Origin of the sequence: Paracoccus shanxieyensis, assembly GCF_009711265.1 — a bacterium.
In the GTDB taxonomy this organism is placed as follows: Bacteria; Pseudomonadota; Alphaproteobacteria; order Rhodobacterales; family Rhodobacteraceae; genus Paracoccus; species Paracoccus shanxieyensis.
This window is the reverse complement of sequence record NZ_WMII01000008.1, coordinates 32366-45273: the sequence shown is the minus strand read 5'-3', so window position 1 is coordinate 45273 and position 12908 is coordinate 32366. Positions and strand designations below refer to the sequence as shown.

The window sequence follows — 12908 nt, the reverse complement described above, 5'->3', positions numbered from 1 at the left end:
GTCGCTTTCGGGCGGCCCTTTTCTTTTCGTATTTCAGGAGGAAACCATGGCTTTTCCCTGGTTCGGGCGGGGCGCGGCCACCGCCCCGGCCCCGGTCGAGACAAAGGCCAGCGCGACCGGCAAGGTGGTGGCGCTGGCGGCGGGCTCGGGTCGGGTCGTGTGGTCGGCCCGCGATACGGCCTCGATGACGCGGACGGGCTTTGCGGGCAATCCGGTGGGCTTTCGCGCCGTCCGGCTGATCGCCGAGGCCGCCGCCGCCGTGCCGCTGATCTGTCAGGACCGCGAGCGGCGCTATGACATGCATCCGGCGCTGGATCTGCTGCGCCGCCCCAATGCGGGGCAGGGCCGGGCCGAGCTGTTCGAGGCGCTGTTCGGGCAGATCCTGCTGTCGGGCAACGGCTATCTGGAAGCCGTGGGCGAGACGCCCAAGGGCCTGCCCGCCGAATTGCATGTGCTGCGTTCGGACCGGATGGCGGTGGTGCCCGGCGCGGATGGCTGGCCCGAGGCTTACGAATATGCCGTCGGCGGGCGCAAGGTGCGTTTCGACATGACCGGCAGCCCCGATCCGATCTGCCATATCCGCAGCTTTCACCCGCTGGACGACCATTACGGCCTGTCGCCCATGCAGGCGGCGGCGGTTGCGGTCGATGTGCATAACAGCGCCTCGAGCTGGTCGAAGGCGCTTCTGGACAATGCCGCGCGGCCTTCGGGGGCGATCGTCTATCGGGGCGCGGACGGGCAGGGCAGCCTGTCCGAGGATCAATACGACCGGCTGGTGACCGAGATGGAGATGCACCATCAGGGCGCGCGCAATGCCGGGCGTCCGATGCTGCTGGAGGGCGGTCTGGACTGGAAGCCCATGGGGTTTTCGCCCAGCGACATGGAATTCCACGAGACCAAGCTGGCCGCCGCGCGCGAAATCGCGCAGGCCTTCGGCGTGCCGCCCATGCTGATTGGCATTCCGGGCGATGCGACCTATGCCAATTATGCCGAGGCGCATCGGGCGTTCTATCGCCTGACCGTCCTGCCGCTGGTGTCTCGGGTGGCCAGCAGCGTTGCGTGGTGGCTGTCCGAGCATCTGGGGGCCGAGGTCGATCTGCGGCCCGATCCCGATCAGGTCCCCGCCCTGGCCGAGGAACGCGACCAGCTTTGGCAGCGCGTCGGCGCCGCCGAGTTCCTGTCGGTTGCCGAAAAGCGGGCGGTGCTGGGCCTGCCTCCGCTGACGGAGGGCTGAATGGAGGGCTCGCGTTTCCTGAAAGAGCCATTCGACTGGCACGACCAGCGCTTCGATTCGCAAGAGCGGATCATGGCGCTGCAATTCGGGCAGGTCGAGCGTCGGCTGGAACGGATCGAGGGGCTGATCGAGGGGCTGGAGCGGCGGCTTTGGATGACCGTTTACGGCGTCGTCGCGGTGATCCTGACCCAGGCGGTCCAGTCGATCCTGTCTTTTACCCCGAAAGGAGGCTGATCTTGCAGAGCAAGGATTACGGGCTTGAGTTGAAATATGCTCAGGGCGCGCAGATCGTGTCGGACGGCACGCAGATCGAGGGCTATGGCAGTCTGTTCGGCCTGACCGATCAGGGCGGCGATGTCGTCGTCAAGGGCGCCTATGCGGCCAGTCTGGCCCGTCTGGCCGCGCGGGGCGACAAGGTGCGGATGCTGTGGCAGCACGATCCCGCCCGTCCCATCGGCGTCTGGGACGACATCCGCGAGGATGACAAGGGGCTGTGGGTCAAGGGCCGCCTGCTGCCCGAGATCGCTCAGGCCCGCGAGGCGGCGGCGCTGATCGCCGCGGGCGCGATCGACGGCTTGTCGATCGGCTATCGCACGATTTCCGCAGAGCGGGACGGCAAGGGCCGCCGCATGCTGACCGAGGTTGAGCTGTGGGAGGTGTCGCTGGTGACATTTCCCATGCTGGCAGAGGCGAAGGTCGGCAAGAAATCCGACCGCAGCCTTGAGATGGCGGCGGCGTTCCGCGCCGCGACCATGGCGCTGCGCGCCGAGTGATTTCACCAAAGACGGAGGGGACCATGACCGAGGTGAAAACCGCGGCCGGGGCGGACATGCCCGGTGAACTGGGCGCCGAAATGCTGGGGTTCGTGAATGAACTCAAGTCTTTCCGCACGGATATTCAGAAACGACTGGAAGCACAGGAAGATCGCATGACCATGCTGGACCGCAAGAACCTTTCCCGCGCCCGCGCACCTCTGGCCGCCGAGGCGGATGGCGGCGCTCCGCATCAAAAGGCGTTCGACGCCTATATCCGCCATGGCGATGACGGCGCGCTGCGCGGTCTGCCGCTGGAGGGCAAGGCGATGAACTCGACCTCGGATGCGGGCTTTCTGGCCGCGCCGACCGTCGCCGTGCAGGTGCAGGAAGCGCTGAATAGCATGCCCTCGCTGCGCAAGGTCGCCAATGTGGTGACCGTGGAATCGGCGACCTTCGAGATGCTGGTTGATATGGGCGACATCGCCCATGGCTGGGCCACCGAGACCGCGAACATTACCGCCGACACTGCGACCCCGACCGTGCAGCGCGTGGTCATTCCGGTGCACGAACTGTCCGCCATGCCAAAGGCCAGCCAGCGTCTGCTGGATGACGGCGCATTCGATGTGGAAAGCTGGCTTGCGGGTCGCATCGCAGACAAGTTCATCCGCGCCGAAGCGACCGCCTTCATCAGCGGCGACGGCGTGAACAAGCCGCGTGGCTTCTTGACCCATGCGCGTGCGGCGAATGCCACGGCCAACAACGTACAGATCGGCACGATCCCTTCGGGTGCGACGGGCGATTTCGCCGCAGCCAACCCGGCCAACGCGCTGATTGATCTGGTCTATGCGCTGGCCGCGCAATACCGCGCCAATGCGAGCTTCGTTATGAATTCGAAAACCGCGGCTGCCGTGCGCAAGATGCGCGACACGGACGGGCGCTTCCTGTGGGCCGACAGCCTGTCCATGGGCCAGCCTCCGCAACTGCTGGGCTATCCGGTGCTGCTGTGCGAGGACATGCCCGACATTGCCAACGGCTCGGCCTCGATCGCGTTCGGCGATTTCAAGTCGGCCTATACCATCGTCGAGCGTCCCGATCTGCGCGTGCTGCGCGATCCCTTCTCGGCCAAGCCGCATGTCCTTTTCTATGCGACCAAGCGCGTCGGCGGCGGTGTGACCGATGCCCGCGCCATCAAGCTGATGGTCTTCGGCTGATCTAGGCCGAAGGGGGCCGCGCGCGCCATGTCCGCCCGACTGGCAAGGCTGTCCGCGCGCGCGAAGGGCGGATCGCGCGGCCCCAGTTTCGCCTGATCAATGCAGCGACCGTGCAAGCGGGAGGTTCGAAGATGATGCTTGTGGAATTGACGGCCCCGGCGCTTGAGGCGCTGCCCGTCGCGGGGCTGCGTGCCCATCTGCGGCTGGGCAGCGGCTTCGAGATGGCCGAGGATGAAGCCGAAACGGCGGCGCTGGCAGGGTTCCTGCGCGCGGCCATCGGCACGATCGAGGCGCGGACGGGAAAGGTGCTTCTGGCGCGGCAGTTCCGGCTGCGGCTTGAGGATTGGCGCGACCCGAGGGGGCATCCCATGCCGCTGGCGCCGGTCAATACGATCGAACGCGTCGAAATCGACGATGGCTTTGGCCAGGTGGTTCCGGTCGATGCGTCGACATGGCGGCTGGCGCCGGACATGCAGCGGCCGATGCTGATGCCGCGCGGCGGATGGCTACCGGTGGTTCCCGAGGCGGGCTTTGTGACGGTGACCTTTTCAGCCGGGTTCGGCGCGGTCTGGGATGCCGTCCCCGCCGATCTGGCGCAAGCCGTGCTGCTGCTGGCGGCGCGTTACTATGAGGATCGCAGCTTTGAGGACACGGCCTCGGCCTTGCCCTTTGGGGTGTCGTCGCTGATCGAGCGCTGGCGGGCGGTCCGGGTGCTGGGAGGGCGCGGCGCTTCGCGCAGGCGCGGATGAGCGCGCCGCGACTGACGGTGCCTGTGGTTCTGGAATCTACGGTCCGCGTGCCGGACGGGATGGGCGGTTTTCAGCTGTCCTGGCAACCCGTCGGCCAGCTTTGGGCCGAGATGCGGTCGGGCGCGGGCGGCGAGCGTTTCGCCGAGGTGGGGGCGCAAAGCGTGATGTCGTGGCGGATCATCGTCCGGGCGGCACGCGCTGGCGATCCTCGTCGTCCGCGCCCCGATCAGAGGCTGCGCATGGGAAGCGGCCCGGCCGAGCGGCGCTTCCGCATCGAGGCCGTCGCCGAAAGCGACCGCGAGGGTCGCTATCTGGTCCTGACCGCAAAAGAGGAGAGCGCGGTATGAGCTATGCAGCGACGGCCGCATTGCAGGCGGCGGTCTATCAGGCATTGCGAGGCAGCGATGCGCTGGAGGCGCTTGTGGGGGATGCGATCTATGACGCGATGCCCGTGGCAGCCCCGACCGGCACCTATGTGTCGCTGGGCCCCGAGGATGTGCGGGATGCCGGCGATATGACGGGCGCGGGATCGCAGCATGATTTCGTCGTCTCGGTCCTGTCGGGGTCGGATGATGCGAACGGCTTTGGCGCGGTGAAGGCTGCGGCAGTGGCTGTCAGCGAGGCGCTGGAAACGGCGGAACTGTCGCTGGAAAGCGGGCATCTGGTCGGAATGTGGTTTCAGCGCGCGCGGGCGCGCCGTGCAGAAAATGGCGCGGGGCGGCGGGTCGATCTGACCTTTCGCGCGCGCATTGATCTTGGGGCAAGGAGTTAGGCTATGGCGGTGCAGAACGGGCGTGACCTTCTGATCAAGATGGATATGACCGGCGACGGCTTTTTCGAGACGATCGCCGGCCTGCGGGCAACGCGGATCGCGTTCAACGCGGAAACGATCGATGTGACCAGCATCGAAAGCGAAGGTCGCTGGCGCGAGCTTCTGGGCGGTGCGGGTGTGCGCTCGGCCACCATCTCGGGGTCGGGCGTCTTTCGCGACGGCACCACGGACGAACGGGCGCGGCAGGTGTTCTTTGACGGAGAGGTGCCGCGTTTTCAGGTCGTCGTGCCGGATTTCGGCACGATCGAAGGTCCGTTCCAGATCACATCCCTGGAATATTCCGGCAGCTATAACGGAGAGGCGAGCTATGAGATTTCCATGGCAAGCGCGGGCGCAATCAACTTCGTCACCCTGTGACATGGTCAACCCCTTCGCAGGCGAGGTCGAGGTCTGGCTGGACGGTCAGCCGCATGTGGCCAAGCTGACGCTGGGTGCTTTGGCCGAGCTTGAGACCGAGTTGGGGGCCGACAGCATGATCGCGCTGGTCGAACGCTTCGAGGGCGCGCGCTTTTCCAGTCGTGACGTGATCGCCGTGCTGATCGCCGGTCTGCGCGGCGGGGGCTGGCAGGGCGCGGCGGATGAATTTGCGCTGGCCGAGCTGAAGGGCGGTCCGGTCGCTGCGGCGCATCTGGCGGCGCAACTTCTGGCCCGCGCCTTCCGCGTCGAGGGCGCATGAGCGCCTTGGGTCTGGACTGGGCAGGGCTGATGAAGGTCGGCCTTGGCCCGGCGCGCATGGGCGGGCTGGGTCTGACCCCGGATCGGTTCTGGGCTTTGACCCCTGCGGAACTGGCGCTGATGCTTGGCATCGAGCCGGGGGCGCGCGCCATGACGCGTGACCGTCTGGCGGAACTGGCAGCACGCTACCCCGACCGGGCGGCGGCGCCGAAGGCTTGAGAAACAGGAGGCGCCACCGTGGCGAACAAGGATGGGTTCGGCTCGCTGAGCGAGACCGGAGAGGGCACGCTTGGCCGCAGTCTGGACGAAAGCGGCCGGGTGACCGCCGCCTTTGAGCAGGAGCTTTCGCGCCTGCGCGAGGGGATGCTGTATACAAATCGCGAGGTGGGATCGCTTGCCTCGGGGATCGGCAGCGGCTTGCGGCGCGCGTTCGAGGGGCTGGTCTTTGACGGCATGAAGCTGTCGGATGCGCTGAAAGGCGTGGCGCGCAGCATGGCCGACACGGCCTTTGCCGTCGCGATGAAGCCAATCCAGCAGGCTTTGGCGGGTGCGATCTCGCAGGGGGTGACGGGGCTGGTGTCGGGCGCGATGCCTTTCGCCAATGGCGGCGCGTTCACGCAGGGGCGGGTGATGCCCTTTGCCAAAGGCGGCGTGGTCAGCGCGCCGACCTATTTTCCCATGCGCGGCGCAACCGGCCTGATGGGAGAGGCGGGCCCCGAAGCGATCATGCCCCTGCGCCGTGGCGCGGATGGCAAGCTGGGCGTGGCTGCGGCCGGGGGCGGGCGTCCGGTCAACGTGACCTTCAATATCTCGACCCCTGATGTTGCGGGCTTCCAGCGTTCGCAAAGCCAGATGGCCGCGCAGATGTCGCGCCTGTTGGCGCGTGGCGAAAGGAACGGCTGAGATGGCATTTCACGAGATCAGATTTCCGGCGAACCTGTCCTTCGGGTCGGTCGGCGGCCCCGAGCGGCGCACCGAGATCGTCGCCATGACAAACGGTCACGAGGAACGCCGCAGCCCCTGGGCGCATTCACGCCGCCGCTATGACGCGGGAATGGGCTTGCGGTCGCTGGATGACGTGGCGGCGCTGATTGCGTTCTTCGAGGCGCGGGCCGGGCAGCTGCACGGCTTTCGCTGGAAGGACTGGTCGGATTTCAAATCGTCGGCCCCCAGCACGGCGACGTTCTATCAGGATCAGATTCTGGGTCTGGGCGACGGTTTGCGGACACAGTTTGCTCTGCGCAAATCCTATCAGTCCGGTCCGGCGCAATACTGGCGTCCGGTTGCAAAGCCCGTTTCCGGGACCGTTCGCGCCGGTGTCGGGAATGTCGAGCAGTTCGAGGGACAGGATTTCGTGGTGGATACCGCTTTGGGCATTCTGACCTTCAACGTGGCCCCGCCGGACGGCGCGCAGGTGACCGCGGGGTTCGAGTTCGATGTTCCCGTGCGCTTCGATACCGACCGCATTGCCGTTTCGGTCGCGTCGTTTCATGCGGGTGATCTACCGCAAGTTCCGGTCGTGGAGGTGCGGCTGTGAAGGGGGAAACGATTGCACGCGCATGGGCCGTCACGCGCAGCGACGGTCTGGTGCTGGGATTTACCGATCATGACCGCGCGCTTGAGTTCGGCGGCATGACCTTCCGCCCGGATAGCGGGCTAAGCGCCAAGGCGGTTGTGCAGGGCTCGGGCCTGTCGGTGGATAACAGCGAGGCCGTCGGGGCGCTTTCGGACAGCGCGATCACCGAGCTGGATCTGATGGCGGGCCGCTGGGACAGTGCGGATGTGCAGCTTTGGGATGTCGACTGGAGCGATCCGGAAAACCGCAGTCTGGTGTTCCGTGGTCATCTGGGTGAAATCAGCCGCAGCGGCGGGTCGTTTCGCGCTGAATTGCGTGGTCTGTCCGAGCCGCTGAACCGCGCGCAGGGTCGGGTTTATCATCCGCGCTGCTCGGCGGATCTGGGCGACGGGCAATGCCGGTTCAATCTGGATGCGCCCGGCTATTCCGCCCTGGGCATCGTCGATCAGGTTGACGGTCAGCGGGTCCGTCTGCGCCAGATCGACCGGCATGACGCGCGTTGGTTCGAGCGTGGCCAGCTGATCGTCCTGTCAGGCGCGGCCGCGGGGCTACGCGGTCAGATCAAGCATGATCTGCTGCTGACCGGGATGCAGCGCGAGGTCGAGCTTTGGGCCGAACTGGGCCTGCAACCCGCGCCCGGCGATCGCGTCAAGCTGACCGCAGGCTGCGACAAGCGAGCCGAAACCTGCCGGATGAAGTTCCTGAACTATCTGAACTTTCGCGGCTTTCCGCACCTGCCGCCCGAGGATTGGCTGATCGCGCCGCAGGTGAACCGATGAGCGTCGTGGTCAGCACGGCACGGGGCTGGATCGGCACGCCTTATGTCCATCAGGCCTCGACCAAGGGGGCGGGGACGGATTGTCTGGGGCTTGTGCGCGGCATCTGGCGCGAACTTTACGGCCCCGAGCCCGAGCGGATGCCGGCCTATACCTCGGACTGGGGCGAAATCGGCGATGACGAATTGCTGATGGCCGGGGCCGCGCGCCTGTTGCTGCCGGCGACCGAGGACGCGCCGGGCGTGGTGCTGATCTTTCGGATGCGGCCCGACGCGATTGCCAAACACATGGGTATTCTGGCCGAAACAGGGCCAGAGCCGCGCTTCATTCACGCATATGACCGCCACGGGGTCGTCGAAAGTCCGCTTTCGGCGCCTTGGCGGGGGCGCATTGCGGGACGGTTCAGCTTCCCGCCACTGGATTAAGGAAAGGACAGGCCGCTTATGGCGACGATACTTCTGGCGGCTGCGGGCGCGTCCATCGGCGCAGGCTTTGGCGGCACGGTACTGGGGCTTTCCGGCGCCGTGATCGGACGTGCGGTCGGGGCGACGCTGGGCCGGGTCATCGACCAGCGTCTGCTGGGCGCGGGGTCGAAAGCGGTTGAAACCGGGCGGGTCGACCGGCTGCGCATGCAGACCGCAGGCGAGGGCCAGCCCATCCCCCGGATCTGGGGGCAGATGCGTGTGCCCGGCCATACCATCTGGACCGGACCGCTGGTCGAGACGCGACGCAAGCAGGGTGGCGGCAAAGGCGCATCGCGTCCCACCGTGACCGAGATCGGCTATCAGCTGAGCTTCGCGCTGGCCTTGTGCGAGGGTCCAATCCTTGGTGTCGGCCGGGTCTGGGCCGATGGCGAGGAGGTCTCACCTGACGAACTGAACATGCGTGTCTACCCCGGCGATGAGCAACAGATCCCCGATCCCGCCATCAAGGCGCAGGAGGGCGACAGCGCACCTGCATATCGCGGGATTGCCTATGTCGTTCTGGAGGATCTGGCCCTGGAGCGTTGGGGCAACCGTGTCCCGCAATTGCATTTTGAGGTCACCCGGCAGGCCAAGCAGGGTCGCGGCATGTCGCGCGAGGTCGAGGCGGTGGCGCTGATCCCCGGAACCGGCGAGTATTCGCTGGCGACGACCGCTGTCAGCTATGACATGGGGCTGGGTGAAACGCAGGTCATCAACCGCAACACTCCGGTCGCGGGAACCGACTTTCAGGCGTCGCTGCGGACATTGGGGCGGGAATTGCCGCGTGTCGGTTCGGTCTCGCTGGTGGTGTCATGGTTCGGCGACGATCTGCGTGTCGGCAACTGCACGGTTCAGCCCAAGGTCGAGGATCGCTCGCGCGACGGGCAGGGCATGGCGTGGCGCGCGGGGGGGATCGGGCGCGATGCCGCGCAACAGGTCGCACGGCTTGACGGCCGCCCGATCTATGGCGGCACGCCTGCCGATGGCTCGGTCATCGAGGCATTGCACGAGATTTCCGCAAGCGGCCGGCGCGCCGTATTCTATCCGTTCATCCTGATGGAGCAGATGGCAGGCAACGGTCGGCCCGACCCATGGAGCGGCGCGCCACATCAGCCGGTCATGCCGTGGCGCGGGCGCATCACGTCAAGCATCGCACCGGGCCGCGAGGGCACGCCTGTCGGCACAGCCGAGGCTGCCACCGAAGTCGCGCGCTTTTTCGGCAGCGCTCAGGCAAGCCAGTTTCAGGTCGAGGGCACGCAGATCACCTATACCGGGCCTGCGGAATGGTCCTATCGCCGGTTTATCCTGCATTACGCGCATCTTTGCGCGGCGGCGGGCGGGATCGACGCGTTCCTAATCGGCTCGGAGATGGTGGGGCTGACGCAGATCCAGGCGGTGAACGGCACGTTCCCGGCAGTCGCGCAATTGCGCCGGCTGGCGCGCGACGTGCGTGCCATTCTGGGCGATGGGGTCAAGATCGGCTATGCCGCCGATTGGTCGGAATATTTCGGCTATCACACCGCGGATGGCGATGTGTATTTCCACCTTGATCCGCTGTGGGCCGACGATGAGATCGACTTCATCGGCATCGACAATTATATGCCCCTGTCCGACTGGCGCGACGGCGAAGATCATCTGGATGCGCATTGGGGCCAGATCGACAACCCTGCCTATCTGCGCGCCAACGTTGCGGGCGGCGAGGGGTATGACTGGTATTACGCCCGCGACGAGGACCGGCAGATGCAGGTCCGGACGCCCATCCGCGACGGGCTGTTTCACGAGCATTGGATCTGGCGTTACAAGGACATTCGCAACTGGTGGCTGAACAAGCATCATGACCGGGTTGGCGGTCAACGGCGTGCAGGCTCAAGCCCATGGATCCCCGGCTCCAAGCCCGTCTGGTTCACCGAGATGGGGTGCGCCGCGCTGGATAAGGGCACGAACCAGCCCAACAAGTTTCTGGACGCGATGAGTTCGGAATCCATGTTGCCGTGGTTCTCGGATGGGCGGCGCGACGATGGTGTGCAGGCGGCCTATATCCGGGCGATGACCGAATTCTGGGGCGATCCTGCGAACAATCCGCAGCGGGCGGCCTTTGGTCGCGCGGCGGCAGGGCGCATGATCGAAATGGATCGCGCCCATGTCTGGGCCTGGGATGCGCGGCCATATCCGGCCTTTCCGGCACGCACCGACCTTTGGTCGGACGGCCCTGCATGGGAACGCGGGCATTGGCTGAACGGTCGCGCTGGGGCCGTGCCTCTGGCGGATGTCGTGGCCGAGCTTTGCCGCGATGCCGGGGTTCGGGCGTTTGATACCTCGGCGATTTACGGGCTGGTCAAGGGCTATGCGATCAGCGGACAGGAAAGCGGCCGTGCGGCCTTGCAGCCGCTGATGCTGTCGCATGGCTTCGACGCGGTCGAGCGTGACGGCGTTCTGGGTTTCCGGATGCGCAGCGCCGCTGTCGATGCCGAGCTTGCCCCAGATGACATGGCGATGACCGAGGATCTGTCGCAGCCTGAAGTATCGCGTGCCGCTGAGGCCGAGTTGCCGGGCAGATTGCGGCTGACCCATATCGAGGCGGGCAGCGACTATTCGGCGCGCACGGCCGAAACCCGCCTGTCAGGCGGCGATTTTCTGGCGGTTTCTGAAAGCGAATTGCCGATGGCGCTGACGCGGGGCGAAGGTCAGGCCATGGTCGAGCGCTGGATCTCGGAGACGATGGTGGCGCGGGATGGCGTGCGCTTTGCGCTTCCCCCCAGTCTGGATCACCTGGGACCCGGCGATGTCGTCCGCCTTTCCGAAGGACGGGGTGAAGCAAAGCGCTGGCGCATCGACCGTGTCGAGCGCGCCGGAGCCATCACGGTGGATGCGGTCAGGGTCGAACCCGGCATCTATCGCCCGGCCCGCGTGGTCGAAGGCGAGACCGAAACTCGGGCATTCCAGCCGCCGATCCCTGTCTGGCCGGTTTTTCTGGACCTGCCGTTGTTGCGGGGGGATGAAATTCCCCATGCGCCGCATCTTGCGGTGACGGCAACGCCCTGGCCGGGATCGGCTGCGGTCTGGGCCTCGGTCGAGCAGGCGGGCGGCTACAAGTTGAACACGACCCTGCCCACGCCTTCGGTCATGGGGGAAACGCTGTCGCCGCTGGCGGCAGCGCGTCCGGGTGTCTGGGACTTGGGCGCGCCGTTGCGACTGCGCGTCAAGGGCGGCGTGCTTGCCTCGGCGACGGTGGATGCCTTGCTGAGCGGTGCGAACCTTCTGGCCGTTGGCGACGGTTCGGCTGAAAGCTGGGAACTGCTGCAGTTTCGCGATGCGGTACTGATCGGGCCGGGCGTGTGGGAGATCTCGACCCGGTTGCGCGGGCAGTCTGGCACCGATGCCTTCATGCCTGCGGTCTGGCCGGTGGGCAGCAAGGTGGTGCTGCTGGACGGTGCGGCCGTGCAGGTCGATCTGCCTCCGTCGGCGCGCAATCAGCTGCGGCATTGGCGGATCGGTCCCGGCACCCGCGCGCCCGACGATGCGAGTTATCGTCACATCGCTGCGGCGTTCCGGGGCGCAGGGCTGCGGCCGCTGACGCCGTGTCATCTGAGCGTCGATGGCAACACGGTCAGCTGGATCCGCAGAACCCGCATTCAGGGCGACGGTTGGGACGGCCCCGATGTGCCCTTGGGCGAGGCGCAAGAGCGTTATGCCACCCGGCTGGTGCAGGGGGGCGCACTGCTGGCGCAGGCGATGCCGTCCGAGGCGAGATGGGTGGTTCCCCAGACGATATGGAATACGGCGAAGGCGGCGGGCGCCTTCACCATCGAGATTGCCCAATTGTCCGACACCTTTGGTGCGGGCCCCTATGCGAGGATGACGATCAATGGCTGACGTGACCGCAAATATCGACCTGCCGCTGCTGCTGCCGGCGCAGGCGCAAAAGCATGTCACCGTCAACGACGCGCTGATGCGGCTGGACGGACAGGTGGATCTGGTCCTGCAAAGCATCACGCGGGTCACGCCGCCCGCGACGGTGGTGGATGGCATGTGCTGGGCAGTGCCTGCCGGTGCGACGAATGGCTGGGAAGGGCAGGCGGGCAAGATCGCCATCGGCGCAAACGGCGGTTGGGTCTTTGTGCAACCGCGATTTGGCCGCAAGGCCATGATTGCCGACCGTGGACTGGCGGCGATCCATAACGGCTCGGGCTGGGTTGTCGGCGCGCTGAGCCTTGGCCAGCACGGATCCGGGTTGATTGCGGGGCAACTGTCCGAGGATGTCACGCTGACCGCAGGCGGGTCGGTGACGACCAGCATGGTGATCCCGGCAGGCGCCATGCTGATCGGCGCGACGGCGCGGGTGCTGACCACGATCACCGGCAGCGCCACCAGCTGGTCGCTGGGCCATGGCGATGCCATCAACCGCTTTGGCGAAAACCTTGGCAAAAGCGCCGGGTCATGGGCGCGGGGCATCCTGTCGTCGCCGCTGACCTATTACACCCCCACACCGCTGCGCTTGTCGGCAGTCGGCGGCCAGTTCGCGGCAGGCGGGCGGGTGCGGATCGTGCTGCATTGGTGGGAACTGCGTCTGCCGGACTGAGCAGCCCTTTAAGAATGGGGCATCATGCGCTAAGTGTGGTATTGGACCCAGACTGAC

Annotated in this window: 16 protein-coding genes; all 16 read left to right on the top strand. The window is 66.3% G+C overall.

All coding sequences use genetic code 11. The annotated features are described in order from the left end of the window. Window positions 1-46 precede the first annotated feature (46 nt). The 16 genes from GL284_RS09945 (at window position 47) to GL284_RS09870 (ending at window position 12851) form a co-directional block, all read left to right on the top strand. Window positions 47-1234 (top strand): phage portal protein, encoded by a 1188-nt coding sequence (locus GL284_RS09945; protein ID WP_155044452.1) that lies wholly within the window; start codon window positions 47-49, stop codon window positions 1232-1234. Then, entirely contained in the window at window positions 1235-1468 is a 234-nt protein-coding gene (locus GL284_RS09940; protein ID WP_155044451.1) for a GTA head formation protein, RCAP_rcc01685 family, read from the top strand. Between the two features lie 2 nt (window positions 1469-1470). Further along, on the top strand, window positions 1471-2007 hold the full coding sequence (locus GL284_RS09935; protein WP_155044450.1) for an HK97 family phage prohead protease: 537 nt from the start codon (window positions 1471-1473) through the stop codon (window positions 2005-2007). A gap of 23 nt (window positions 2008-2030) precedes the next feature. Continuing rightward, a complete protein-coding gene (locus tag GL284_RS09930; RefSeq protein WP_155044449.1) occupies window positions 2031-3200 on the top strand; it encodes a phage major capsid protein in 1170 nt (389 codons plus the stop codon). A gap of 131 nt (window positions 3201-3331) precedes the next feature. Then, window positions 3332-3949 (top strand): head-tail connector protein, encoded by a 618-nt coding sequence (locus tag GL284_RS09925; RefSeq protein ID WP_155044448.1) that lies wholly within the window; start codon window positions 3332-3334, stop codon window positions 3947-3949. After that, complete coding sequence (locus tag GL284_RS09920; protein WP_155044447.1) at window positions 3946-4296, top strand: head-tail adaptor protein; 351 nt, start codon at window positions 3946-3948, stop codon at window positions 4294-4296. Before GL284_RS09925 ends, GL284_RS09920 begins: the two co-directional genes overlap by 4 nt. Continuing rightward, complete coding sequence (locus GL284_RS09915) at window positions 4293-4721, top strand: DUF3168 domain-containing protein (protein WP_155044446.1); 429 nt, start codon at window positions 4293-4295, stop codon at window positions 4719-4721. Before GL284_RS09920 ends, GL284_RS09915 begins: the two co-directional genes overlap by 4 nt. Window positions 4722-4724: 3 nt before the next feature. Then, complete coding sequence (locus tag GL284_RS09910; RefSeq protein WP_155044445.1) at window positions 4725-5138, top strand: phage major tail protein, TP901-1 family; 414 nt, start codon at window positions 4725-4727, stop codon at window positions 5136-5138. Between the two features lies 1 nt (window position 5139). Beyond that, complete coding sequence (locus GL284_RS09905) at window positions 5140-5457, top strand: gene transfer agent family protein (RefSeq protein ID WP_155044444.1); 318 nt, start codon at window positions 5140-5142, stop codon at window positions 5455-5457. Then, on the top strand, window positions 5454-5675 hold the full coding sequence (locus tag GL284_RS09900; protein ID WP_155044443.1) for a phage tail assembly chaperone: 222 nt from the start codon (window positions 5454-5456) through the stop codon (window positions 5673-5675). The genes GL284_RS09905 and GL284_RS09900 overlap by 4 nt, the downstream gene beginning before the upstream one ends. A gap of 18 nt (window positions 5676-5693) precedes the next feature. Further along, window positions 5694-6359, top strand: coding sequence for a phage tail tape measure protein (locus GL284_RS09895; RefSeq protein WP_425274226.1), 666 nt, complete (start codon window positions 5694-5696; stop codon window positions 6357-6359). A 1-nt stretch (window position 6360) separates the two neighbouring features. Next, a complete protein-coding gene (locus tag GL284_RS09890; protein ID WP_155044442.1) occupies window positions 6361-6993 on the top strand; it encodes a DUF2460 domain-containing protein in 633 nt (210 codons plus the stop codon). After that, complete coding sequence (locus GL284_RS09885; RefSeq protein WP_341870348.1) at window positions 6990-7811, top strand: DUF2163 domain-containing protein; 822 nt, start codon at window positions 6990-6992, stop codon at window positions 7809-7811. The genes GL284_RS09890 and GL284_RS09885 overlap by 4 nt, the downstream gene beginning before the upstream one ends. Continuing rightward, window positions 7808-8233, top strand: coding sequence for an NlpC/P60 family protein (locus tag GL284_RS09880; RefSeq protein WP_155044441.1), 426 nt, complete (start codon window positions 7808-7810; stop codon window positions 8231-8233). The genes GL284_RS09885 and GL284_RS09880 overlap by 4 nt, the downstream gene beginning before the upstream one ends. A gap of 18 nt (window positions 8234-8251) precedes the next feature. Further along, window positions 8252-12145 (top strand): baseplate multidomain protein megatron, encoded by a 3894-nt coding sequence (locus GL284_RS09875; RefSeq protein WP_155044440.1) that lies wholly within the window; start codon window positions 8252-8254, stop codon window positions 12143-12145. Then, on the top strand, window positions 12138-12851 hold the full coding sequence (locus GL284_RS09870; protein WP_155044439.1) for a DUF2793 domain-containing protein: 714 nt from the start codon (window positions 12138-12140) through the stop codon (window positions 12849-12851). Before GL284_RS09875 ends, GL284_RS09870 begins: the two co-directional genes overlap by 8 nt. The last annotated feature ends 57 nt before the right edge of the window (window positions 12852-12908 follow it).

Excerpts from the sequence above, each read along its gene's own strand:
- GL284_RS09900 (WP_155044443.1), top strand. The coding sequence starts at position 5,454 with ATGAGCGCCTTGGGTCTGGACTGGGCAGGGCTGATGAAGGTCGGCCTT.
- GL284_RS09880 (WP_155044441.1), top strand. The coding sequence starts at position 7,808 with ATGAGCGTCGTGGTCAGCACGGCACGGGGCTGGATCGGCACGCCTTAT.
- GL284_RS09890 (WP_155044442.1), top strand. The coding sequence starts at position 6,361 with ATGGCATTTCACGAGATCAGATTTCCGGCGAACCTGTCCTTCGGGTCG.
- GL284_RS09940 (WP_155044451.1), top strand. The coding sequence starts at position 1,235 with ATGGAGGGCTCGCGTTTCCTGAAAGAGCCATTCGACTGGCACGACCAG.
- GL284_RS09930 (WP_155044449.1), top strand. The coding sequence starts at position 2,031 with ATGACCGAGGTGAAAACCGCGGCCGGGGCGGACATGCCCGGTGAACTG.
- GL284_RS09925 (WP_155044448.1), top strand. The coding sequence starts at position 3,332 with ATGATGCTTGTGGAATTGACGGCCCCGGCGCTTGAGGCGCTGCCCGTC.
- GL284_RS09870 (WP_155044439.1), top strand. The coding sequence starts at position 12,138 with ATGGCTGACGTGACCGCAAATATCGACCTGCCGCTGCTGCTGCCGGCG.
- GL284_RS09910 (WP_155044445.1), top strand. The coding sequence starts at position 4,725 with ATGGCGGTGCAGAACGGGCGTGACCTTCTGATCAAGATGGATATGACC.
- GL284_RS09905 (WP_155044444.1), top strand. The coding sequence starts at position 5,140 with ATGGTCAACCCCTTCGCAGGCGAGGTCGAGGTCTGGCTGGACGGTCAG.
- GL284_RS09875 (WP_155044440.1), top strand. The coding sequence starts at position 8,252 with ATGGCGACGATACTTCTGGCGGCTGCGGGCGCGTCCATCGGCGCAGGC.
- GL284_RS09915 (WP_155044446.1), top strand. The coding sequence starts at position 4,293 with ATGAGCTATGCAGCGACGGCCGCATTGCAGGCGGCGGTCTATCAGGCA.
- GL284_RS09945 (WP_155044452.1), top strand. The coding sequence starts at position 47 with ATGGCTTTTCCCTGGTTCGGGCGGGGCGCGGCCACCGCCCCGGCCCCG.
- GL284_RS09920 (WP_155044447.1), top strand. The coding sequence starts at position 3,946 with ATGAGCGCGCCGCGACTGACGGTGCCTGTGGTTCTGGAATCTACGGTC.